The following is a 23,756-nucleotide window of genomic DNA, read 5'->3' as shown; positions in this document are numbered from 1 at the left end:
CCTGACAATGAGGTTGCCGAGATGAGTGAGCGTAAGCGGAAACTTCGTCCGGTGCGAGAAGTGACTGCGCCTTCGCTACAGTTCCGCACCGTTCACGGTTACAAGCGCGCGTTTCGCATCGCCGGATCCGGTCCGGCGATCCTGCTGATCCACGGCATCGGGGACAATTCCACTACCTGGACGGGAATCCACGCCAAACTTGCGCAGCGGTTCACTGTCATCGCCCCAGACCTGTTGGGCCATGGGAAGTCCGACAAACCGCGTGCGGACTATTCGATCGCCGCTTATGCCAACGGCATGCGTGATCTGTTGAGCGTGCTCGACATCGAACGCGTCACCATCGTCGGGCATTCGTTGGGTGGTGGGGTGGCGATGCAATTCGCCTACCAATTCCCCCACCTGGTCGATCGGCTGGTTTTGGTCGGCGCCGGCGGTGTCACCAAGGACGTCAACGTCGTGTTCCGGTTGGCCTCATTGCCGATGGGCGCCGAAGCGCTGGCATTGTTGCGGTTACCCATGGTGCTGCCCACGGTGCAGTTGCTTGGGCGCGTGGTGGGCCTGGCACTGGGCTCAACCGCAATCGGACAAGACATCCCCAATGTCTTACGGATCCTAGACGACTTGCCGGAGCCGACGGCCTCCTCGGCGTTCACCCGCACCCTGCGGGCGGTAGTGGACTGGCGCGGGCAGATCGTCACCATGCTGGACCGATGTTATTTGACCCAGGCCATCCCGGTGCTGATCATCTGGGGCGGCCGGGACGTTGTCGTCCCCGTCCGACACGCCTTAATGGCTCACGCCGCAATGCCCGGTTCCCAGTTGGAAATCTTTGAGAGCTCCGGCCATTTCCCGTTTCACGACGACGCCGCCCGCTTCATCGACCTTGTCGAGCACTTCATCGACACCACCGAGCCCCCCGAATATGATCAGTCCGCCCTGCGGGAGTTGCTCCGCAACGGCGGTGGAGAAGGCACCGTCTCGGGCCCGCACGACACACGTGTCGCCGTGCTCAGCGCCATGGGTTCTGACGAACGCAGCGCCACCTAGAGGGCCCGCCCGCGGCCAGTTCGCCCGGCGTCGTACAGTCGGGCCATGGGCATCGAGGTCACGGTGTTGCGGGTTTTCACCGATTCAAACGGAAACTTCGGCAATCCACTGGGCGTGGTTGATGCCAGCCAGGTCGAGCCGCGAGATCGCCAGCACCTGGCAACCCAATTGGGCTATAGCGAAACCATATTCGTCGATCTCCCCAGTGCCGGCGCACACACCGCGCACGCCACCATCTACACACCCCGCACCGACATCCCGTTCGCCGGCCATCCGACCGTAGGCGTGTCCTGGTGGTTGCGCGAACAGGGACTGCCGATCAACACCCTGCAGGTGCCGGCCGGTCTGGTACAGGTGAGCTATGCGGACGACCACACCACGATCAGCGCCCGCGCGGAGTGGGCGCCCGAATTCGCGATCTGTGAGCTCGACTCACTCGATGCGCTGGCGGCCGCTAGCCCCTCGGACTATTCCGACGACGCCGCGTATTACCTGTGGACCTGGATCGACGAATCCGCCGGGTCGCTTCGAGCCCGGGTGTTTGTCGCAAATCTGGGAGTCTCGGAAGACGAGGCGACCGGTTCTGCCGCAATGCGAATTACCGACTACCTCAGCCGCGACCTCACCATCACCCAGGGCAAGGGATCTGTGCTGCAAACCACCTGGAGCCCCGAAGGCTGGGTCGCGGTTACTGGACGGGTGGTCAAAGACGGTGTGACACAAGACAACTGATTGCTGGATGGTCACGCCATTCGGCGTAAGGCAGCGGAGAGGTGGTGCTGCAGGGGTTGTCCGACAGCTCCCATTCGCAACGAATACGAGAGCTCGTCGCCGGCGATGCGGAAGGAACGACTCAGCGCGGCTACCTCTTTCGCGGTGGGGGTCAAGCCGACCGTCGTTGTGACCAACTCGATTTCGATGACGCCCCGACTCACCGAATAGGTGCCCACCTCGATTTCGGTGATGCCGCTCGGATGGGCAAGCACCAACTCGACGCGACCGGGACGCGGCACGCGAAGATAGCCGGTCTCGGCGTGCAACGGCTTCCCATCGGCGACCGACCGGGTTTTTTGCCCGTATGCTAGAAAAGGCTTGCCGACATGGGAAAACACGACCTCTTCGAGGTACTCGAACGGCTGAATCGTCGGGTACTCCCCCACGCCCGATCCCGCCCAGGTACCCAACAGCGGCGCCAACACCGTGAGATCAGGATGCAGGTCGGAAGGCATGGAGCCGGTCAGCTCGAGGTCGGCACCTGGCGGTGCGCGCGCAGCGTCTCGATCTCACGCTCGAAGTCCTCGGCCGACGAAAAGGACCGATACACCGACGCGAACCGTAGGTAGGCCACCTCGTCGAGTTCACGCAGCGGCCCCAGTATTGCCAGACCCACCTCGTGACTCGGGACCTCCGGCGAACCCGCGGCGCGAACGGTGTCCTCAACCTGCTGAGCGAGCACGTTGAGTGCATCGTCGTCGACCTGTCGCCCCTGACACGCCCGGCGCACCCCGCTGATGACCTTTTCCCGACTGAACGGCTCTGAGACGCCGCTACGCTTGACCACGGCCAAGACCGCAGTCTCCACGGTGGTGAATCGTCGCCCGCACTCGGGGCAGGACCGGCGCCGCCGAATGGCTTGGCCTTCATCGGTTTCACGCGAGTCAATCACCCGGGAATCGGGATGCCGACAGAACGGACAGTGCATAAAAGCTCCTTCGCCGTCCTGATATCCGGATATCGCAGACCTCTCCGAGAGTACCTGCGCGCCGCCTCGCACTGCCAATGCCGTCACCATCCACGCGCGCTCGACACCTCGGAAACCGCAAAACATTGCCGCGGAGCGATTTTCGCCGTAACCCATGAGCCTGTCAGCCGATCGGGGCGATCAGCGTCTGCCCGGCGGCCGGCGTCGAAACCAGGGCATTGAGTTCGCGGATACGTTCGACCACCTGACGAACCGGAGCGTCCGGTGCCACCCGAGCCGCCACGTCCTGCAACGATTCCCCGGCCTCCACCCGCACGACGGCAAGACGGTCGGGCACATCTGCGGACGAATCGCCGGTTGCTCCGTTGAACATATCGCCGAACTGCGCCATCAAACCTAGCCAGAGGGTAATCATCGAGGCCGCCAGGGCCAGGCCGACCGTCGTCGCCGCGCTGACCGGGCGTTTGCGATGCCCAACCAGTGACATCGTCACGCCGGTGCCCCGGTAGTGCAGCGGTGCGCCAACCGGCCGGGCCGGCACCGGCCGCCGTCTCGGGTAGGCCGGCCCGCTGCGGGCCGCAAGCGGCTCCCGGATCGGCCTCCGCGCGCAACGGGTGCGCGGCGAGACTAGCGAAACTGGCGAATCTAGCGGTGCCTGCATGACGGTCATCTTCGCTCCTCCGGCTGGCGGTTTGTCGCTCGTGTGTTCGACACCATACTCGCCCATCTGTTCGATTACCGAACATTTGATCGAAGCGTGTCGCGCGAGCAAAACGCTAGACCAAGCCACCGACAAGATCCGCGGTCGGCAACCCGCTGCCATACGCCTCGGCATACCCGAGCATCCACAGAGTTACACCTTTGTAATTCGAGAGCTCAGACGCTTCCGGCGGGCGGAGCCGGCTGCGCGACACACTGGTCGAACACATGTTTGATTCTCAAGGGACATGCCGCTACATTCAGTGCCATGAGCGACAGCAACGACACCCTGGTCGGCGGCGGCGCCGCCGGCGCGGCCGAACGATCGCATCCCCTGGACCCGACCCTTACCGAGCGACAGCGCACCATCCTCAATGTCATCCGCGCCTCGGTCACCACCCGTGGATACCCGCCAAGCATCCGGGAGATCGGCGATGCCGTCGGCTTGACGTCGACGTCCTCGGTGGCTCACCAATTGCGCACGCTCGAACGCAAGGGCTATTTGCGCCGCGATCCGAATCGTCCGCGAGCTGTCGACGTGCGGGGAGCCGACGACGCCGCGACAGGCGCGCCGGTCACCGAAATCGCCGGCTCCGACGCCCTGCCCGAGCCCACCTTCGTCCCGGTGCTTGGACGTATCGCGGCCGGCGGCCCGATCCTCGCCGAGGAAGCCGTCGAAGACGTGTTCCCGCTACCCCGTGAGCTCGTCGGCGAGGGCACGCTGTTTCTGCTCAAGGTCGTCGGCGATTCCATGGTCGAGGCCGCGATCTGCGACGGCGACTGGGTCGTCGTGCGCCAGCAGAATGTCGCCGACAATGGCGACATCGTGGCGGCAATGATCGACGGAGAAGCCACCGTGAAGACCTTCAAACGCGCCGGTGGTCAGGTATGGCTGATGCCGCACAACCCGGCCTTCGATCCGATCCCGGGCAATGACGCAGTGGTGCTCGGCAAGGTCGTGACGGTGATCCGCAAGATATAGCGCCGATGACCCCACGCCGTGGGCGGCATGCCGCCTAGTCCGCCTTGATGAAACCGTTGGCCTGGGCGGCCTCTTCGCTGGTGAACCAAATTTCGGCGAGCGTGTCGTAGTACAGCGCGCTGCTGGGCGTGTAGTACAGGCCAAAGCGGGCACTGGCCTTGATCGGATATCCATCCGGCGCCTGGTACGGGTCGTGGTCAAGCGGCATGTGGATCGTCGGCCGTGCTGCCTGCTCTTGCCCCACCGCAACGGGCGGCGCGGAAGCCGCTTCCGCCGTCACCCTGGGGGCCCCTTCCGCCCCTGACACGGACACCTCGTCGGACTCATAGTCTTCCGGCTCGGCGGCGGCATGGCGCCCAATTCGCGGCGGGTGAGTCGCCGTATCCGCTTCCGATCGATCGTCCGCCTCGGGCTGGAGTTCCTCGGCGGGGTCCACGCTCGCCGGGTAGTCATCCGGGTATACATCGGGGAACGTGAGATCCGGAACGGAAGTCTCCCGAACCTCGCTTTCCGCGACCGCAATTTCGGGAACCGCGGTTTCGGGCACAACCGGACGATAGGTTTCTGGAACATCGAATGCTTCCGTGGCCGCGGCCTCAGGCGCAACGGCCTCGGGAAGCGGGGCTTCCAGGAGATCGGCCGGCGTCACGACGGGCGTCGGCGTGGTGTCTACCGCATCGGGGTCTTCGTCCTCGCGTTCAAATTGTTCGAATTCCGGTTCGAAGTCCTCATCGGAGCCGGCCAGCAGATCGCCAGCGTATGCCCCGCTGTCCGGGCCGAAGTCATCGTCAGGGGCGGTGAATCCCGCGCCGCGCGGCCAGCTGACCCGCGACGCCAGGCCCGCATCGGGCGCGGCATATTCCGGCTGCTGACGGTCGTCGGGAGGGAAGTGTTCGGTGCCGAAATCGATCTCGTCGTGCGGCCAGCGGCGATCAGCGGTGTCATAGCCGAGGTCCTCGTGGTCCCCATGGTCCTCGTGGTCCCCGTGATCCCCATGGTCGTATGCGACGGGCTCTTGACCGCCGCGCCGTCGCCGCAGGCCGAACACCACCACCACGAGCAGCACCACCAACAACAGCACCGGGATCACGGCCACCAGCCACCACCAATGCCAGGTGAACTTCTTACCGTGTGGCGGCGCCGCCGACGTGCTGGGCTGGTTCTGCCCGGACACCTGTAGGCCGGACAACAAGGGAGCGAGGTTGGCCGGATCGGTGCTGTAGGCGTTGCTCGCGCGGTTCCACGAGATCGTGCCGCCGGTGAACTTCTGCGACACCACGTCGCCGTCAACGGACTGGTCGGCGACCGGTGCTCCCAACTTGCCGGTCGCACCCTTGAGCTTGTCCCACGCGGCCTTCATGGCACCGCGCACGACGAAAGCACCATGGTCGGGAGTCCAGAAGATCACCGGCTTGTCGGCCGCCGCGAAGGTAGCGATCCGGCTCGCGGGTTCGATGCCGCCGTCGGACTCGTTGGCGATCGGGAAACCCAGATCGCTGCCGACCGGGCCACCCAATGACTCGTATTTCGCCAGAATCTCGCCCTCGACGGCGTTGGCGCCGGTGGCCGGGCTGAAGAACACCTTCCCACCCTCGAAATCCTGGGCGATACCGTCGCCGCCAATCGGGTACTGGCCGCCCTTCTTCGCGCCCAGCGGGCCGGCGGCGCCACCGGCGGCGCGCCAGGCCATGTTGATGGCCGCGGCGGGGTCGATCGCTACCTGCAGCCCATTGAGCTGATCGGCCAACACCGCCGGGGTGGTGGTGAACTCCTTAGACTGCCTGTTCCAGGACACCTCACCGCCGGTGAACTTTTGCGACGTGACCTCGCCGTCGTAGGTTTCGCCCCCTACCGGGGCGCCCAGAACACCGCCCGAGCTACCCAACTTGTCCCACGCCGCGTTGATCGCCCCGCGCACGACGAATGCCCCGTGGTCGGGCGTCCAGAAAATCACCGGGTTGTCGCTGGCGGAGAATGTGCTCACCCGACTGTCGGGTCCGGCAAGGCCGGGAACTTCGTTGATCGTCGGAAAACCCAGATCGCTGCTCGCTGGGCCGCCCAGTTCCTCATATTTGGCCAGTATCGGGCCATACATGAACTTGGCCCCCGTCTCCGGGGTGAAAAACATCTTGCCGCTATCGAAGTCCAACGCGAACCCGTCGCCGACCGGGTAGACGTCACCCTTCCTGGCGCCCAGCGTTGACGTGTCCCCGCCGGCCTTCTCCCACGCGTCCATCATCGCCGCCTCGGCGTCGCCTATCGGCGACGCCGACGCGGTGGGCGCCAACAGTCCCACTGCCAGCGCCGAAGCTGCCAAGCTGAGCAACGCACGCCCGACCAGCCTGCTCAATTGACCTCTCTGCCCGTTCACCAAGCCTCCCAGCCGATGCCCTGCCCGCCCCGCGAGCTGGTGGATCTCCCACTGTGGGCCGTCCCCAGCTTCGATCCGCATCGTTGCCGGGCTCGCATTACTTTGCTCTAGCGAATGACATATGCGAAGCCAATTCGCAAATATTGCGAAAACGGATACCCAGCCGATGTCGAAATGATGCCAGGCCGAGCCCGTTTCGCGAGGAAGCGAACTGCAGCCCACACTGTGGTTAAGTTACCGTGCCGAAGAGCCTAACCCTACTGACGCCGCGAGGAGAAACCCAGCTGATATGGGTGTTTCCGAACTCATCTGGGCTCTCACGATCGTCTTGATCGTGGCCGTCGTGCTCTTCGACTACGTCTTTCACGTCCGCCATGCGCACGTGAACGCTGCGCGAGGCGCGCACGCTGGTACGCGCTCTATGTCAGGATTGCCATCGTTTTCGGCATCGGGGTGGTGGTGTTCACCAATGTCGACAAGGGCATGGAGTACTTCGCGGGCTACTTGAGCAACGATGCCCTGTCCGTCGACAACCTGTTTGTCTTTCTGGTGCTCATCAGCAGCTTTGGGGTTCCGCGAGTAGCCCAGCAGAAGGTGCTGTTGTTCGGCATCGCCTTTGCGCTCGTAGCGCGTAGCGGATCCATCCTCCTCGGTACGGCGCTGATCGAAACTTCAACGCCGCGTTCTGCGTATTCGGCCTGGCCCTGCTGGTGATGGCCGGCAACTCGCCAAACCCGCAGAAGCAGAAGGCCGTAACACCGACAACCTCACCATCCGGCTGGCCAACCGGTTTTGCGAACCTCACAGAACTACCACGGCGACCGATTGTTCATCGTGGACAACGGAAACGCGGGTCATGACGCCGCTCCTGCTCGTCATGATCGCCGTCGGGGCCAGTGTCGTCCTGTTCGCATTCGATTCCATGCCAGCGCTGTTCGGCCTGACCCAAGACGCCTACCTGGTGTTCGCGGCACCCGCGTTTTCGCTGTTGGGCCTGCGCCAGCTGTACTTCTTGATTGACAATCTGCTGTATCGGCTGCCCTACCCGTCCTACTGGCTGGCAGCGATTCTCGGCTTCATCGGCGTGAAACTGATGCTGGAAGCATTGCACCACAACATTGTTCCATTGATCAATGGTGGCAAACCGGTGGAAATCGTGGAAATCAGCACCACGATGTCGTTGCTGGTGATCGTGGGCGTCGTGTTGATCACAACCGTGGTCTCCCTGTTCTCGGCGCGTGGACGTAGGGAAAACGCCATTGCCCGGGCACGCCGGCATGCTCTGGAGTACCTCGACCTGCATTACGAAGCGGATCCGGCCGAGCGCGCGAAAATTTTAGGCGAACTGCTGGCCGCTGAACGTGAGATCGAGGCGCTCGCAACCAAACAACGCACACAATCCGAGGAAGACGAGCTGACCGTGCTGCTACGCAGGGCCCACGCTGCGCACATCGGGAAACCGTGAACCCCACCAGCTCCCACCGCGCCGGCTAAACCCCCAGGGCGCGACCGATGATCTCTTTCATGATTTCGGTCGTGCCACCGTAAATCGTCTGTACTCGCGAATCGAGATAGGCTCGAGCGACCGGGTATTCGCGCATGTACCCGTATCCACCGTGCAGCTGCAAACAGCGGTCGTTCAAGGAGACCTGCTTTTCGGTGGCATACCACTTGGCCATCGCAGCCTGCTCCGCGGTCAGCTTTCCTTCGAGATGCAACGCGATGAATTCGTCGACCATGATGCGTACCACGGTGGCCTCGGTCGCCAGCTCCGCCAGCACGAAGCGGCTGTTCTGAAAACTTCCGATCGACCTACCAAATGCCTTGCGTTCCTTGGTGTATTGCAGCGTCTGCGCCAACACGGCCTCCATGCCCGCGGCGGCCATGATCGCGATCGAGATGCGTTCCTGCGGCAGGTTCTGCATCAAGTAGATGAATCCCATGCCCTCTTCACCCAGCAGGTTCTCGACCGGAACCTGCACATCAGTGAACGACAATTCGGCAGTATCCTGCGCATCCAATCCGATCTTGTCCAGGTGGCGGCCGCGTTCGAATCCCGCCATACCGCGTTCCACCACGAGCAGCGAAAAACCTTGCGCGCCCTTCTCCGGATCGGTCTGCGCCACCACTATCACAAGGTCTGAGTTGATTCCGTTGGTGATGAACGTTTTTGACCCGTTCAGTAAATAGTGGTCACCGTGTTTGACCGCACGGGTCTTGATACCTTGCAGGTCACTCCCGGTACCCGGCTCGGTCATCGCGATCGCCGTAATCAGCTCCCCGGTACAAAATTTGGGCAACCAGCGCTGCTTCTGCTCCTCGTTCGCCAGCGACAGCAGATACGGTGCCACGATGTCGTTGTGCAGGCCAAAGCCGATGCCGCTATAACGTCCGGTGGTCGTCTCCTCGGTGATGATCGTGTTGTAGCGGAAGTCCGAGTCACCGCCGCCCCCGTATTCCTCGGGCACCGCCATGCCGAGGAATCCCTGTTTGCCGGCCTCGAGCCACACCCCGCGGTCGACGATCTTGGCTTTTTCCCACTCCTCGTGATACGGCGCCACGTGGCGGTCCAAAAAACTGCGGTAGGACTCGCGAAACAAATCATGCTCGGGTTCGAACAGAGTGCGCTCGTACTTGATGGTGCTGCCCATGGCTGACCTCCAGCGAAGAGTACTGTGCTGCCCACGGTATACCAACCATACGGTTGGTAGGCAGCTGCCGCGGGGGCTAATCGCACGCCACGGCGCGATCTGGGCAGGCGTTACGTGCGCGGTGTCGTGGATGAGGTAGCGAAATCGCGCAGGCTAGCAGCCAACGCGCTGGGCACCCTGGCTTGGATCCGGGTGCCCTCGGGCGTGTGTTCTGCGTGCCGGACTCGTCCGTCGGCGTGCACGCGGGCCGCCAAGTCGCCGCGGTCATATGGAATCATCACGTCTACCGCGGTGTCGGTGGGAGCCACCAGCTCCGCCATTCGCCGCCGCAGCGCGCCGATGCCGTCGCCGGTGCGCGCGGAGACGAATACCGCGCCGGGCAGCGCGTGCCGCAGCTTGGCCAGTGCCAGATCGCCGGCGGCGTCGACCTTGTTCACCACCAGCAGCTCTGCGGGCGCGCCGGGTTCATCAGCGCCGTGGTCGGCCATCACCTCAGAGATCACCTGGCGCACCGCATTGATCTGAGCCAGCGGATTGAGGTCCGACCCGTCGATGACGTGCAACAGCAGGTCGGCTTCGACCACCTCTTCCAGCGTGGACCGAAATGCCTCCACCAGCTGGGTGGGCAGGTGCCGGACAAAGCCGACGGTGTCGGTGAGCAGGAAGGGCCGGGCTCCCATCGCGTCGGCGTCCAACTCCGCGCGCCGGGTGGTCGGTTCCAAGGTTGCGAACAACGCGTCCTCAACCAGCACTCCCGCCCCGGTTAACGCGTTGAGCAGGCTGGATTTGCCGGCGTTGGTGTAACCGACGATGGCGATCGACGGTACGTCACTGTGCAGGCGCCGGCTGCGCTGGGTGTCGCGGACCTGTTTCATTGCCCGGATCTCGCGCCGTAGCTTTGCCATCCGTTCCCGGATGCGGCGCCGGTCGGTCTCGATCTTGGTTTCGCCGGGGCCCCGCAGGCCCACCCCACCGCCGCTGCCGCCGGCCCGACCGCCGGCCTGCCGCGACATCGATTCACCCCAGCCGCGCAGCCGCGGCAGCATGTACTCCATCTGAGCCAACGACACCTGAGCCTTACCCTCACGGCTGGTCGCATGCTGGGCGAAGATGTCGAGGATGAGCGCGGTTCGGTCGATAACCTTGACCTTGACGGCCTTCTCCAGGGCGGTCAGCTGGGCCGGCGACAGTTCACCGTCACAGATGACGGTGTCGGCACCTGTCGCCACCACGACATCGCGCAGTTCGCGCGCCTTACCAGCGCCGATGTAGGTCGACGGGTCGGGCCGGTCTCGGCGCTGAATGAGCCCCTCGAGCACCTGGGAGCCGGCGGTCTCGGCCAGTGCAGCCAACTCGGCCAGGCTGGCCTGGTTGTCCGCGGCGCTGCCTTCGGTCCACACGCCCACCAGGACCACCCGTTCCAGCCGCAGCTGCCGATACTCGACCTCGGTAACGTCGGCCAGCTCGGTCGACAGCCCGGCGACCCGGCGCAATGCGGATCGGTCTTCAAGAGCGAGCTCGCCGGTGCTGGGCACTGACACCGTCGGGTCGGGAACTTCAGGATTTGTCATAGGCGATTAGCAGTCAATTAGCGGTCGTAGGCAATTAGCGTTCATAGGCAATTAGCAATAGTGCACGCCCAAGCGTCGACATGCATCCGAATTAACGTTGTTGCGCCCGCCACCATTCCTCGCTGAGTTCGCCGCGGGCCACCAGCACCGACGGTCCGCGCAGCAGGCTGGTCGCGTTGGTGATGCTGACCTCGACCTCGCCGCCGGGCACACGCACAATGAGCGTGCCAGTGGCGGCGCCCTCGCCGGCCAACGCGGCGACGACGGCAGCGACCGTGCCGGTGCCGCATGAGCGGGTTTCCCCCACCCCACGTTCATGCACGCGCATCCAGACCACGCCACCGGACGGAGCCGTGAGCACTTCGACGTTGACACCTTCGGGGAACCGCCCGTGGTCGAAATCGACCGGCGCACCGATATCCAGTGCGGCCAGCGCTGCCGGCGTCAGCTGCGGGTCCAGGCACGCCAGGTGGGGGTTGCCGACGTCAACGGCCACGCCGGCAAACCGCTGGCCGCCGATCACGGCCTCCCCCACGCCCAGCGTGTTGGCCTTGCCCATGTCGACCGTGACCTCGGCGTTGGTCTGATCCATCTGGTGCACGGTGACCGGCCGGGGGCCGGCCAGTGACCCGACAACGAATTCGCGACGACGTTCCAGACCGCTGGCATGCAGGTAGTGGGCAAACACCCGTACACCGTTGCCGCACATCTGCGCGGTCGAGCCGTCCGCGTTGCGGTAGTCCATGTACCAGTCGTCCGCGCTGACGCCGTCGGGCAGACGATCGAGCACACCGGCGGCCAGGGCCGCGCGCGCCGTGGTGACCCGCAGCACGCCGTCGGCGCCCAGTCCCTGGCGACGATCGCAGAGCGCGGCGACCTGAGCAGCCGACAGCATCACCTGGGCATCGACGTCGGGCAGCAGCACAAAGTCGTTCTGGGTGCCGTGGCCCTTGGCGAAGATCACCAAATCAGGTTACGTCCCGCCACACTCGCAGTGCGTCACGGACGGTACGGGCGATGCCGTCTGCCGCTCCCACATCGAGCCAGTGCACCCGGTGGTCCCGACGGAACCAGGACCGCTGTCGTCGCGCGTAGCGACGGGTACCCAGGTAGGTGCGCTCGTGCGCGTCGCTCAGCAGCTCGGCGCTCCCGCCGGCGTCGAGTGCCGCGATCACCTGGGCATAACCCAGCGCACGCACCGCGGTAGCCCCATCCCGCAGGCCCAGACGCAGCAATTCGCGCACTTCATCAACCAGGCCCCGGTCGAACATCCCATCGGTTCGCCGTGCCAGCCTTTCATCGAGAACCGTTGTCTCACAATCTAATCCGACGATAACCGTGCCCCACCGAGCGGTGCCGATGCGCGGCGCGGAAGCGGCGAAGGGACGCCCGGTGAGTTCGATGACTTCGAGTGCACGCACAGTGCGCCTGCCGTCGGTGGGCAGGATCGTGGCGGCGGCGGCCGGGTCGCGGCGAGCCAACTCGGCGTGCAGTTCACCCACCCCGACCTCGGCGAGGCGCCGTTCCCAGCTGGCGCGCACGGCTGGATCGGTGCCCGGAAACGACCAGTCATCCAGCAGCGACTGAACGTAAAGCATCGAACCGCCCACCACCAGCGGTACCGCCCCGCGGGCCGCGATCGCCTCGATGTCAACGGCGGCGCACTGCTGAAAGCGGGCCACCGTCGCCGTCTGGGTGACGTCAAGGACGTCGAGTTGATGGTGCGGAATACCCCGGCGCTGCGCGACGGGCAGTTTCGCGGTCCCGATGTCCATGCCCCGGTAGAGCTGCATCGCATCGGCATTCACGATTTCCGCGCCTACCTCGCCGGCAAGCCGCTCCACCACCTCGATCGCCACTTGCGATTTCCCGGTGCCCGTCGGGCCGATAATCGCCAGTGGCCTCATGGCTGCCAAACGCCCACAAAATAGCCCACGCCATAGGGTGCCCCACGGTAGAGCTCCTTTGCCGAACGCGGTCCAGCTTCGACCAGACCCGCAAGCACCTGAAAGGCGACGCGGCCAAGGATCCGTGCGGGTAACCGAGCCAACGCCGGCGCATCACCGGCCGCCAGCGCGTCGGCCAGGCGCAGCTGTGCATCGGCTCCTGTGGGGTCATACCCGCCGGGTGCGCCGGGTGTCAGCGTGTTGACGCCGTCGGCGACTACCAGCACACCGATCGGATCGGGCAGCCGGTCGATCTCCGCGCGCAAGTGCTTGCCCCTGGCCAGCGCGACCGCAGGATCCAGATCGTCGGCGTAGACACGTACCCGTGCAGTGGCCTCCGGCGCGGCCTGGCCCCGCACCCAGGCCGCTACCAGGGCGCAGAGGGGCACATCGGCCGGAACCTCGCACCGATCTGCGCCCGACGGCGCCAGCCGAACCCGCACGTCTGCACCGAAGCCCGCGAACGTGCCGACGGCATTGGAATCGACCACCGCCTCGACGCTTCCCACCCCGACGGCGACCCACCGTGACGGCAACAAGTCCGCCGCCGCGATCACCGCCGACCCGAGGTCGGCCAGTTCAGCAGCGGCACGTCCGGCGAGTTGGGGAACAAGCACCGGCGCCGACGGGACGATCGCGATGGCGCTCAACACGCCACCAAACGTAGTGTCTACCCGCGCAGCCCGAGCACACCGGTCTGGTGGGATCGCGCGCACTCATCAGGTCAGACCGACTGGCCCGCCCTGCGTAATCGGTCCGTTCGGGCGTCGTCGTCAACCGACCGGAACCGCAACGGCACCCCAGACCCAGGCTTTACTACCGGAATGCGGCCGCTCTCGGCCGCCTCCTCGGACACCTTCTCGGCCTCGCCGCGGGCCAGCGCTATCGTCGCAACGAGCACTAACACCACACCGATGGCCACCACAACAAGCCCGGGGCCGCTGGTGTCCAATGTCTCACCAAGCAGCACGATGCCGAGCACCGCACCGATCAGTGGTTTGGCGACCACCACGGTGGGCAACGAGGCGGTCAACGCACCGGCCCGGAACGACGACTGTTGGAAGATCATCCCGCCCAAGGCGGCGGCAATCCATGCGTAGAACTCCGGCGCGCTGAACAGCGCCGCTGCTCCCCCACGGACCACCTCAACAACCGCTTTGGTCAGCACCGCGAACAGGGCCAACGAGCAACCGGCGACCACCGCCAACAGCACCGCGGCCACTGAGCCCGACCAGATCCGTGCGCCCAGCACACAGAACAACATCACCGGACCAAGCACCGCGGCCACCACGATCCAGGTGGTGATTGAGCCGCGTGACGCGCCGACGTCCGGATCACCGACGATGACCACCACGGCGAGCGAAGCGGCCAGCAGCACCGCCCAAGTCCATTCCCAGCGGGTGACCCTGCGTCGGGTGACGCGGGCGTAGATCGGCAGCGCGAAAAGCAACGCCGTCACCTGTAGCGCCGACACCAGCACGACCGATCCCAGCGACAGAGCTGCCGCCTGCAGCAAATAGTTGCCGATCGCCCCGAGGGCTCCCAGCCACCACCGAGTGTCGCGCAGTGAAAGCCAGAACAATCGCAGGTGCCCGACCTCCTGATCGGTGATCTCCTGCGCCGAGCGCTGCCGGGTTACGTTGCCCAATGCGGACGCCAACGCGGCAAGTAGTGCAAGAACAACCGCGATGTCCGCGTTCGTCATGGTCAACCTCCTTGCCGCTGCACGGCCCCCGGGAGCGCTGTGTCCATCCGGTATCCACTACCCGTTTCCCAAACGTTTCCAACCAGGGTGACCCCCTGCGGTCGGCTACAGCCACGTCATTAGGAACGGACCCGAACACTCGCCTGTCCCTAGCTAACGTCGACAACCGTTTAGGAACCTATGCAGAACCTGTGCAGCAGATGTGCTTCGCTTCCGCACGAAACGGCTTGCCGTGGCGACCACCGCCACGGCGCGATACCGGTGGCGCTCCACCCCAAAAACACCAGCACGACCCCCTTAGCCAGGCGCCGCATCCCCCCAGCGCCTGGCCGGCCACGTTACCGGGCCACTAGGGGTCATCGCACGACCCGGCAGATAAACAAGATCGATTCGTTACCGGCGCTAGCGCATGGCCAACTGGCCGGTGGCTTCTATACGGCGGCGCGGCGACGCCATCATCGCGGCCTCGTCGCGGGCCAGGGCTATCGTCGCGGCGACCACCACCGCCACCGCGGCTACCAGCGCGAACAACGCGAATTCACCGGTGTGCAACGTCTCGTCGAGCACACTGATCCCTAGTGCTGAAGCAATCACCGGCCTAGCCACGATGATCGTCGGCAACGAGGCGGTCAGCGCCCCCGCGCGCAACGACGATTGCTGAAGCATCAGCCCCAGGGGCAACACAATGATCCACGCATAGAACTCGGGAGTATCAAACACCGCCGCAAACCCACTACCCAGCACGGTCACCACGCCTTTGGTCAGCACCGTGAAGACCGCCAGCGTTGCCGCCGACGCCACCGCCAACAGCACCGCCGATGGCGCGCCCACGATCATCCGCGCCCCCAACACGCAGAGAAACACCGCGGGAACCATCACCACGGCAACGACTGCCCAGGTCGAGAGCGGGGCTCGCGCATGGCCGGCCGCCGGATCACCCGCCATCACGATGACGGCCACCGAACTGGCGAGCAAAACCGCCCACATCCACTCTTTGGGGGTACAGCGGTGATTGGTCAGCCGGGCATCGATCGGCAACGCGAACAGCAGTGCGGTCGCCTGCAGGGACTGAACCAACACCACCGACCCCATGGTTAGGGCGACGGCCTGCAAGGTGAAGCTGGACAGGGCCGCGGCGCTGCCCAGCCACCACTGCGCGTGCCGCAGCGATAGATGAAACAGCGTGAAGTGACCGACCTCTTCGTCGGTGACCTGCTGCGCGGACCGCTGCAGGACTACATATCCGATGCCGGCCAGCAACGCTGCGGCCAGTGCGAGCAAGGTCGATATCTCGACCTTTGTCATAGGTGACCTCCTAGCGATCCGATTCGGAAGCTGTCGGGTAAACCTCCTGTTAAGCAGTTGTTCAATAATGACCCTTGTGCGGTGGATAAGCAGCACAACTGGGCAATCCCACATAAATGAGTACCGAGCGCAGGCCTCGGGCGAGCCGCTGGCCGCGGGTCACCGGAGACCGCCGACGGTAGGCTTTCGGGACCGCGGCCGCGGCGCTCAACTGCGGCGATGCGGAAGGTCGGCGGTCGCTCCATGTTTGCCGGCCGAGCTCGCCCGCCGCTGGCCGAGACCGCGCGCAGCAGCTAACGGAACGATTGCAGCTGTGGGACGGATGCCGCAGTTTTGGTGCGCCCGCAATGGTGAGGAATTAGCGTCATGGTTGCTGCACCGGGGTATGCGGTCGGCAGGTGGGCCGCCAAGTGCGGCTTGCTGCGATTGCCCGTTGGTCTGAGGAGTCGGCGATGAGCGCCTCCCCGCGAGGTTCGCGAGTAGGTACCCAATTCGGGCCCTACTACCTCAAGCGGCAGCTGGGTAGCGGCGGAATGGGCGAGGTCTATGAGGCCGTCGACACCGTGCGTCAGCGGGTGGTGGCGCTGAAGCTGATGTCGGAGTCACTGAGCCACGATCCCGTGTTTCGCATGCGGATGCAGCGCGAAGCCCGTAACGCGGGCAGATTGCAAGAACCACACGTGGTGCCCATCCACGATTACGGGGAAATCGATGGGCAACTGTACTTGGACATGCGCCTCATCGAGGGCACCCACCTGGCGGTGCTGCTGGAACGATTCGGGCCGGTGACACCGCCGTGGGCGGTGGCGCTGGTGCATCAAGTGGCCTCGGCGTTAGACTCCGCGCACGCGGCCGGGGTGATGCACCGCGATGTGAAGCCGGAGAACATTCTGGTCACCCAGGACGACTTCGTGTATTTGGTTGATTTTGGGATCGCCAGCGCGGCCACCGACGAGAAACTGACGCAGCTCGGCAGCGCGGTCGGCACCTGGCGGTACATGGCCCCGGAGCGATTCTCCGACGCCGAGGTCACCCACCGCGCGGATATCTATTCGCTGACCTGCGTGTTGCACGAGTGCTTGACCGGCACCCCGCCCTACCGAGCCGACAGCGCCGGCATGCTGATCACCGCGCACCTGATGGCGCCGATTCCGCGCCCGAGCCAGCTGCGACCCGGGATCCCGGCCAGCTTCGACGCGGTAATCGCGCGCGGAATGGCCAAACGGCCGGAGGACCGCTATGCGAGCGCCGGTGAGCTGGCCCAGGCCGCGCACCAGGCGCTCAGCGCGCCCCACCAAGCCCAGGAGTTCCGCATCCTCAAACGCAGCGAGGAGGCCGGCGGCCTGCACACCGAGGCCGCGGCCGAAGCGGGCATGATCTTTGCGACGCCCTCGACTTCGCCACCATCGGCGGCCACCCCGGTGGCCCACCCACCCCAGACCTCCCAAGCCTCCCAGACCTCCCAGACCTCCCAGACCTCCCAGACCTCCCAGACCTCCCAGACCATGAGAGCTTCCGGACCCCAATCACCCCCACCAATTCCGTCGTCTCCGGCGTCGCTATCGTCGCCAACCTCGGACGTGAACCTCCCATCGTTCGCGACCGACATCACCTCATGGCCCAACGTGGCCAGCACGCCCCCAGCACAATCGCCGCCGCCGCCACAGACCGGCCCCGTTGCCCCCGCGTCGCCATCGACGCCGTCCAGCCCTGGTCGGGTCGAGTGGGCCGGGCGCCTGCGCAACCCGTGGACGCTGCTGACCGTCGCAGCGGTGGTCGTGGTGCTGGTCTTCGCGGCCCGGGGAATCTGGCTGACCCTGCGACCCGAGACGACGTCGGCTCCCAATGCCGCCACCAGCGCCGCCACCACATCGGCCGCCGCGCCGTCGGCGGTATCGGCGGACGCTTTGGCGCGGCTGCTTAGTTCGCTGCCGTTGGGCTACGCGCCCGGAACCTGCAGGACCTTTCTGCCCCCAAAAGACGGGCTGGCCAGGGTGATATGCGACAAGAACGTCGACGCCGGTGGCCCGTCGCGGGCAATTTTCACACTGTTCGGGGAAACCGCGACGCTGCGCCAGTACTTCGACGGCTTACTGCGCACAGACATCATGGTCGACTGTCCGGGCCAGATGAAGTCGCCAGCCGACTGGCACCGGCCAGACAACGCACAAGTCGGCGGAAGAGTGTTTTGCGCCGTTCAGGACAGCAGCCCGACCGTGGCGTGGACAAACGAAGCTCAAATGATGATGTGCGTGGCCCAAGGCGATCCACAGGGACCCAACCTGGACCAGCTCTTCGGCTGGTGGAGAAAGCACTGGTAATAGCCGGCCGGGTTTGTGAAGCTGTGCAGGCGGGCAGAACACCAACACCGACGTAAGGTGGCGGCGTACCGCCTGACAAGCTGCTTCAATACTGTTGGAAGCGGTCGGCAGTTCCCGATGGCGGCAGGGCCGCCAACCGACAACTGCCGACCGCGGAGGTGTCGCTTCGCGCGGCAGGCGCGCGGGATACGGACCGTGCGGAAGGGTGCAAAGGGTAGGTGACGACCTTATGACTGCTGACGAGCCCCGCAGCAACGATCCGCACCCATCGGTTCCGGGCCCGTCCCCGGGGCCCGTGCCACGTCCGGGACCACGACCTGGCCCGCGTCCGATGCAACGGCCGACGGTGCATCCGTTGGTGCCGCCGCCACACAGCGACCCACACCAGTTCGGACGTGTCGACGATGATGGCACGGTATGGCTGATCACCGCGGCCGGCGAGCGCAGCGTCGGCTCCTGGCAGGCCGGCGATCCCGAGGCCGCGTTCGCCCATTTCGGCAGGAGATTCGATGACCTGAGCACCGAGATCACGCTGCTGGAGGAGCGGCTGACCTCGGGCAGCGGGGATGCTCGCAAGATCAAAGCAAACGCGATAGCACTGGCCGAGACATTGCCGACGGCATGCGTGCTGGGCGATGTCGATGCGCTCGCGGGACGGTTGGCCAGCCTTCAGCAGCACGCCGATGCCGTGGCTACCGCCGAGCGCTCCAAGCGCGACGAGCACCGAGCCACGCAGACCGCACGCAAGGAGGCGCTGGCGGCCGAAGCCGAGGAGCTGGCCGCCGACTCCACCCAGTGGAAGCTCACCGGCGACCGTCTGCGGGCGATCCTCGACGAGTGGAAGACCATCACCGGTCTAGACCGCAAAGTCGATGACGCGCTGTGGAAGCGCTACTCCGCCGCCCGGGAAACGTTTAACCGGCGCCGCGGATCGCACTTCGCCGAGTTGGACCGGGAACGATCGAGTGTCCGGCAGTCCAAAGAACGGCTCTGCGAGCGGGCGGAAGAGTTGTCCGATTCGACGGACTGGAGCGCCACCAGCGCCGAATTCCGCAATCTGCTCACCGAATGGAAGGCGGCGGGGCGAGCGAGCAAGGACGTCGACGACGCCTTGTGGCGTCGGTTCAAGGCTGCGCAGGATTCCTTCTTCACCGCGCGCAACGCCGCGACGGCAGAAAGAGACGCCGAGTTGCACGCCAATGCTGTCGCAAAAGAGGCCCTGCTGGCCGAAGCGGAAAAGCTCGACACCACCAATCACGACGCCGCCCGAGCCGCGCTGCGCACGATCGCTGACAAGTGGGAGGCAATCGGCCGAGTGCCACGGGAGCGCTCCGCGGAATTGGAGCGCCGGCTGCGCGCGGTAGAGAAGAAGGTCCGCGAGGCCGGCGAAGCCGATTGGACCGATCCGCAGGCGCAGGCCCGCGCGGAGCAGTTCCGCGCTCGTGTTGCGCAGTTCGAACAGCAGGCCGAAAAGGCGGCTGCGGCCGGAAAGGTCAAGGAAGCCGAGGAAGCCAGGGCGAACGCCGAGCAGTGGCGCCAGTGGGCAGCGGCGGCCGCTGACGCGTTGACCCGCAGGTCCTAGCGATCACCGTTGCCGGCGGCGGTTCCGTTGCGCGGTTCCTCGGTGTCGCCCAAGGTGTCCAACAACGATTTGGACTGCTGTTCTGCGGCCAGGCGGCGACGCTGCTCCTCGGCGGCAAGTTGCACTACGGTGCGTTGCCACACCACTCGCGCCCAGTGAAACGTCAATAACATCACCGTCACCCACGACACAATGAGCCCGATCCCGGGCCCGGGATGACCCGCTGCCACGGTCTGACGCGACCACACGGCCAACAGTCCGGTGCCACTCGCCAACGCCGAACCCGCCAGGGCCAACCAGGCCAACGCCCAGCGCCGGGTCAGCAGCGCCAGCATCGACAAACCGACGCCGAACACCAACGCCAGCCAGGCGAAGACCCGCGAGGGCAGTGCGACCGCTGCGGCCGCGGCATCGTGGCTGCTGAACAGCACGTCCCACCCCCGCACGTCGCCGGTGTGCGGCAAGATGAAGGATCCCAGCAGAATAAACACCAGAATCGCCACGACGAGCGCTCTTGCGCCCGGATCTATCTCGCGAGCAACACGACGTTCTGCCGCTTCGATTTCGGTCCGGTAGGCGTCGAAATCCGCCACCTCAGCTTCTCCATTCATTCTGCGTGGGCGTGCCGGTCAACCGGGCCGCCGATACCGCATCCCGCGCCGCACGCGACCGCTTCGGCGGCAACGGTAGCGCGCCCGACACCGGGCATTCCCAAACCGACTCCCCGAGCATTCTGCCCGGACGCGTATGCGTCACCCGCGCGAGTGCGGCGGTGGGTCAGTATCCCGGCGTCGGCGATGAGATGGTGCGGGGCGGCGTCGGTGATCACCGCGGTGATAATGTCGCCGGGATGCACCCGCCGGTCGGCACCCTGATCCTCGGCCCTGAAATGGACCAGCCGTCCGTCGCGCGCCCGCCCGCTCATGCGCGATGTACGGGAGTCTTTGCGCCCTTCGCCGGTGGCGACCAGCAACTCGACGGTCTGTCCGACGAGGGCTCGGTTGCCGTCGAGGGAGATTTGCTCCTGTAGCTCAACCAACCGCTCATACCGTTCCTGCACAACGGATTTCGGCAGCTGCGCTGTCAGTTCGGCGGCCGGTGTTCCGGGACGCTTGGAGTACTGGAAGGTGAACGCGGCCGCGAACCTGGCCTGGCGCACCACGTCAAGGGTGGCCGCGAAGTCCTCCTCGGTTTCCCCCGGAAAACCGACGATCAAATCGGTGGTGATGGCCGCATGCGGCATGGCGGCTCGGACTCTCTCGATGATGCCGAGGTAGCGCTCGGCCCGGTAGGACCTCCGCATCGCGCGCAGTATCCGGTCCGACCCGGATTGCAGCGGCATGTGCAGGGCGGGGCAAATGTTGGGTGTCTGCGCCATCGCCTCAATGACATCGTCGGTGAACTCTGCCGGATGCGGGGAGGTGAAGCGCACGCGCTCCAGGCCGTCGATGTCTCCGCAGGCCCGTAGCAGCTCCGCGAAGGCGCCTTTGTTGCGGGGCAACGCCGGATCGGCGAACGAGACCCCGTAGGCGTTGACGTTTTGACCCAACAGAGTGACTTCGAGTACACCGGCATCCACCAGAGACCGGACTTCGGCCACCACGTCAGCCGGATTGCGGTCGATCTCCTTGCCGCGCAGCGACGGAACGATGCAAAAAGTACATGTGTTGTTGCAGCCAACCGAGATGGAAACCCAAGCCGCATATGCGGATTCACGGGCGCTCGGCAGCGAGGACGGGAATTGCTGCAGCGCTTCGGCGATTTCCACCTGGGCAACCCGGTTGTGCCGCGCCCGGTCCAGCAGCGTGGGCAGCGACCCGAGGTTGTGCGTGCCGAACACCACGTCCACCCACGGGGCCTTGCGCAGCACCGCGTCCCGGTCCTTCTGGGCGAGGCAACCACCGACGGCGATCTGCATATTCGGGTTCGTGCGTTTGCGCGGAGCCAAATGACTGAGGTTGCCGTACAGCTTGTTGTCGGCGTTCTCGCGCACAGCGCAGGTGTTGAAGACCACCACGTCGGCGTCTCCGATGGCTGAGCCCTCGGCCGCACGCTGGTAGCCCGCGGCTTCGAGCAGTCCGGCCAACCGTTCGGAATCGTGGACATTCATTTGACAGCCGTAGGTGCGGACCTGATAGGTGCGCACGGCCGACGAAGTATCCCCAGCAGCGGCCTGGGCGCTGGCGGTCACCATCGAAGTCACGGGGCCATGGTACGGCGCCCGAGTGCCACCGGATTAACCAGCAGCTAGACTCGCCGACGCTCCCGTTCGGTGGCCAGCTCGGCGAGGGCGACCTCGCATGCCACCGTTTGGCCGTAGCCGCGCCGGGCCAGCATGGCCACCAGTTTGCGAATCACTCGCGTGTCATCCTCGGTCAGCGCCTCCCGCCGCAACCTGGCGCGAACCAGCTGCTCGGCCCGCGCCCGCTCGGCCCCGGCATCGATCCCGGCCAGCACCTCGGTGATGACGTCGTTGTCGACGCCCTTGTTGTGCAGCTCGGCAGCCAATGCGCGCTTGCTTTTTCCCGAGTTTGCCCGCCGGGTTTGCACCCAGTTTTCGGCGAAATCGGTGTCATCCACCAGACCGACCGAGGCCAGCCGATCCAGTACCCGGTTGCTGATGTCGTCGGGATATCCCCGTTTCGCCAGCTGGCCGGCCAACTCGGCCCGGGTCCGCGATCGCGCGGTGAGCAGGCGCAGGCACAGCGCCCGCGCCCGCTCTTCGCGAGACGGCTCAGAAGTCGACGGGGGCGGGCAGGGCGCTGTCATTTGACTGGTCGTCGGTCACCACCGCACCAATACCGAGCTTTTCCTTGATCTTTTTCTCGATCTCATGAGCCACATCGGCATTCTCCAGCAGGAAGTTGCGGGCGTTCTCCTTACCCTGGCCGAGCTGCTCACCTTCGTAGGTGAACCAGGCACCGGCCTTGCGGATAAAGCCCTGATCCACGCCCATATCGATCAGCGAGCCTTCCCTGCTGATACCTCTGCCATAAAGAATGTCGAATTCGGCCTGTTTGAACGGCGGCGACACCTTGTTCTTGACGATCTTGACCCGGGTGCGGTTACCCACCGCATTGGTGCCGTCCTTGAGCGTCTCGATCCGCCGCACGTCCATACGCACCGACGCGTAGAACTTCAGCGCCTTACCGCCGGTCGTCGTTTCGGGCGAACCGAACATCACCCCGATCTTTTCGCGGAGCTGGTTGATGAAGATCGCTGTGGTTCCCGAGTTGTTCAATGCACCAGTCATTTTCCGCAACGCCTGACTCATCAGCCGAGCCTGCAGACCGACATGGCTGTCCCCCATCTCGCCTTCAAGTTCCGCGCGCGGCACCAGTGCGGCCACCGAGTCGATCACCACGATGTCCAGCGCACCCGAGCGGATCAGCATGTCGGCGATCTCAAGCGCCTGTTCACCGGTGTCCGGCTGGCTTACCAGAAGGGAATCGGTGTCGACACCGAGCTTCTTGGCATACTCCGGATCCAGCGCATGCTCGGCATCGATGAACGCCGCGACACCCCCAGCGGCCTGGGCGTTAGCCACGGCATGCAGTGCCACGGTGGTCTTACCCGAGGATTCCGGGCCGTAAATCTCTATCACCCGGCCTCGCGGCAGACCGCCGATGCCTAGCGCCACGTCCAGTGCGATGGACCCGGTCGGAATGACCGAGATCGGCTGCCGCACTTCGTCGCCCAGGCGCATCACCGAGCCTTTGCCGTAACTCTTCTCGATCTGGGCCATTGCCAGTTCGAGCGCCTTCTCGCGGTCAGGGGCTTGCGTCATGGTGCCTCTCCTGTAGTCGGTGTTCGATGACCGGTCTCGGTCGGTTGGCCGTGACACTAGAGAAGGCCACCGACAAATCGGGTCTCC

The 23,756-nt window shown here is 65.2% G+C and carries 20 protein-coding genes and 1 pseudogene; 6 read left to right on the top strand and 15 right to left on the bottom strand.

From position 1 onward, the window contains the following. The first annotated feature begins 21 nt into the window (after window positions 1-21). Window positions 22-1,047, top strand: coding sequence for an alpha/beta fold hydrolase (locus tag MB901379_RS08750; protein WP_158016261.1), 1,026 nt, complete (start codon window positions 22-24; stop codon window positions 1,045-1,047). A gap of 45 nt (window positions 1,048-1,092) precedes the next feature. Next, complete coding sequence (locus MB901379_RS08745) at window positions 1,093-1,779, top strand: PhzF family phenazine biosynthesis protein (protein WP_158016260.1); 687 nt, start codon at window positions 1,093-1,095, stop codon at window positions 1,777-1,779. A gap of 11 nt (window positions 1,780-1,790) precedes the next feature. Here MB901379_RS08745 and MB901379_RS08740 read toward each other — a convergent pair whose 3' ends face one another. The 3 genes from MB901379_RS08740 to MB901379_RS08730 all read right to left on the bottom strand — a co-directional run bounded on the left by MB901379_RS08740 (window position 1,791) and on the right by MB901379_RS08730 (window position 3,410). Further along, window positions 1,791-2,276, bottom strand: a complete 486-nt coding sequence (locus MB901379_RS08740; RefSeq protein ID WP_158016259.1) for a peroxynitrite isomerase — start codon at window positions 2,274-2,276, stop codon at window positions 1,791-1,793. Window positions 2,277-2,284: 8 nt separating this feature from the next. Beyond that, window positions 2,285-2,749: a transcriptional regulator NrdR gene (gene nrdR / locus MB901379_RS08735; protein WP_158016258.1), complete on the bottom strand. Its 465-nt coding sequence runs from the start codon at window positions 2,747-2,749 to the stop codon at window positions 2,285-2,287. Window positions 2,750-2,912: 163 nt separating this feature from the next. Continuing rightward, complete coding sequence (locus MB901379_RS08730) at window positions 2,913-3,410, bottom strand: hypothetical protein (protein ID WP_408632372.1); 498 nt, start codon at window positions 3,408-3,410, stop codon at window positions 2,913-2,915. 306 nt (window positions 3,411-3,716) lie between these two features. Between MB901379_RS08730 and lexA the strand changes: the two genes are divergently transcribed. Further along, entirely contained in the window at window positions 3,717-4,430 is a 714-nt protein-coding gene (gene lexA / locus MB901379_RS08725; protein WP_158016256.1) for a transcriptional repressor LexA, read from the top strand. 34 nt (window positions 4,431-4,464) lie between these two features. Here the strand turns inward: lexA and MB901379_RS08720 are convergent, their stop codons facing one another. Next, complete coding sequence (locus tag MB901379_RS08720; RefSeq protein ID WP_197717876.1) at window positions 4,465-6,801, bottom strand: LGFP repeat-containing protein; 2,337 nt, start codon at window positions 6,799-6,801, stop codon at window positions 4,465-4,467. A 289-nt stretch (window positions 6,802-7,090) separates the two neighbouring features. On the opposite strand from MB901379_RS08720, the pseudogene MB901379_RS08710 reads away from it, so the two are divergent. Continuing rightward, a pseudogene (locus MB901379_RS08710) lies at window positions 7,091-8,266 on the top strand (TerC/Alx family metal homeostasis membrane protein). A gap of 25 nt (window positions 8,267-8,291) precedes the next feature. On the opposite strand, the gene MB901379_RS08705 reads toward MB901379_RS08710, so the two are convergent. From MB901379_RS08705 to MB901379_RS08675, 7 genes are all read right to left on the bottom strand, one after another. Continuing rightward, a complete protein-coding gene (locus tag MB901379_RS08705; protein ID WP_158016253.1) occupies window positions 8,292-9,452 on the bottom strand; it encodes an acyl-CoA dehydrogenase family protein in 1,161 nt (386 codons plus the stop codon). A gap of 110 nt (window positions 9,453-9,562) precedes the next feature. Beyond that, a complete protein-coding gene (hflX, locus tag MB901379_RS08700) occupies window positions 9,563-11,023 on the bottom strand; it encodes a GTPase HflX (RefSeq protein WP_158016252.1) in 1,461 nt (486 codons plus the stop codon). 91 nt (window positions 11,024-11,114) lie between these two features. After that, window positions 11,115-11,987 carry a diaminopimelate epimerase gene (dapF, locus tag MB901379_RS08695; protein ID WP_158016251.1) on the bottom strand — a complete coding sequence of 291 codons (873 nt, stop codon included), beginning with the start codon at window positions 11,985-11,987 and terminating at the stop codon, window positions 11,115-11,117. Between the two features lie 4 nt (window positions 11,988-11,991). Continuing rightward, window positions 11,992-12,930 (bottom strand): tRNA (adenosine(37)-N6)-dimethylallyltransferase MiaA, encoded by a 939-nt coding sequence (gene miaA / locus MB901379_RS08690; RefSeq protein ID WP_158019042.1) that lies wholly within the window; start codon window positions 12,928-12,930, stop codon window positions 11,992-11,994. Then, a complete protein-coding gene (locus MB901379_RS08685; protein ID WP_158016250.1) occupies window positions 12,927-13,622 on the bottom strand; it encodes a class III extradiol ring-cleavage dioxygenase family protein in 696 nt (231 codons plus the stop codon). The genes miaA and MB901379_RS08685 overlap by 4 nt, the downstream gene beginning before the upstream one ends. A gap of 71 nt (window positions 13,623-13,693) precedes the next feature. Then, window positions 13,694-14,674, bottom strand: a complete 981-nt coding sequence (locus MB901379_RS08680) for a DMT family transporter (protein ID WP_158016249.1) — start codon at window positions 14,672-14,674, stop codon at window positions 13,694-13,696. Between the two features lie 402 nt (window positions 14,675-15,076). Continuing rightward, window positions 15,077-15,979 carry a DMT family transporter gene (locus MB901379_RS08675; RefSeq protein WP_158016248.1) on the bottom strand — a complete coding sequence of 301 codons (903 nt, stop codon included), beginning with the start codon at window positions 15,977-15,979 and terminating at the stop codon, window positions 15,077-15,079. A gap of 452 nt (window positions 15,980-16,431) precedes the next feature. Here MB901379_RS08675 and MB901379_RS08670 point away from each other — a divergent pair, with 452 nt between their 5' ends. Both MB901379_RS08670 and MB901379_RS08665 read left to right on the top strand, forming a co-directional pair. Next, complete coding sequence (locus MB901379_RS08670; RefSeq protein ID WP_158016247.1) at window positions 16,432-18,300, top strand: serine/threonine-protein kinase; 1,869 nt, start codon at window positions 16,432-16,434, stop codon at window positions 18,298-18,300. Window positions 18,301-18,529: 229 nt separating this feature from the next. Next, a complete protein-coding gene (locus MB901379_RS08665) occupies window positions 18,530-19,882 on the top strand; it encodes a DUF349 domain-containing protein (protein ID WP_158016246.1) in 1,353 nt (450 codons plus the stop codon). On the opposite strand, the gene MB901379_RS08660 is transcribed toward MB901379_RS08665, so the two are convergent. Genes MB901379_RS08660 through recA form a run of 4 tightly spaced genes read right to left on the bottom strand, consistent with a single transcriptional unit; the run spans window position 19,879 to window position 23,669 of the window. Beyond that, window positions 19,879-20,493, bottom strand: a complete 615-nt coding sequence (locus MB901379_RS08660; RefSeq protein ID WP_158016245.1) for an Rv2732c family membrane protein — start codon at window positions 20,491-20,493, stop codon at window positions 19,879-19,881. The two genes, MB901379_RS08665 and MB901379_RS08660, sit on opposite strands and share 4 nt — an antisense overlap. Then, on the bottom strand, window positions 20,490-22,076 hold the full coding sequence (gene miaB / locus MB901379_RS08655) for a tRNA (N6-isopentenyl adenosine(37)-C2)-methylthiotransferase MiaB (RefSeq protein WP_158019041.1): 1,587 nt from the start codon (window positions 22,074-22,076) through the stop codon (window positions 20,490-20,492). The genes MB901379_RS08660 and miaB overlap by 4 nt, the downstream gene beginning before the upstream one ends. Window positions 22,077-22,129: 53 nt before the next feature. Beyond that, window positions 22,130-22,651: a recombination regulator RecX gene (gene recX, locus MB901379_RS08650; protein WP_158016244.1), complete on the bottom strand. Its 522-nt coding sequence runs from the start codon at window positions 22,649-22,651 to the stop codon at window positions 22,130-22,132. Continuing rightward, a complete protein-coding gene (recA, locus tag MB901379_RS08645) occupies window positions 22,617-23,669 on the bottom strand; it encodes a recombinase RecA (protein WP_158016243.1) in 1,053 nt (350 codons plus the stop codon). The genes recX and recA overlap by 35 nt, the downstream gene beginning before the upstream one ends. Between the last annotated feature and the right edge of the window lie 87 nt (window positions 23,670-23,756).

The organism is Mycobacterium basiliense (assembly GCF_900292015.1).
GTDB lineage: Bacteria > Actinomycetota > Actinomycetes > Mycobacteriales > Mycobacteriaceae > Mycobacterium > Mycobacterium basiliense.
This window is presented reverse-complemented; position numbering and strand designations above follow the sequence as displayed.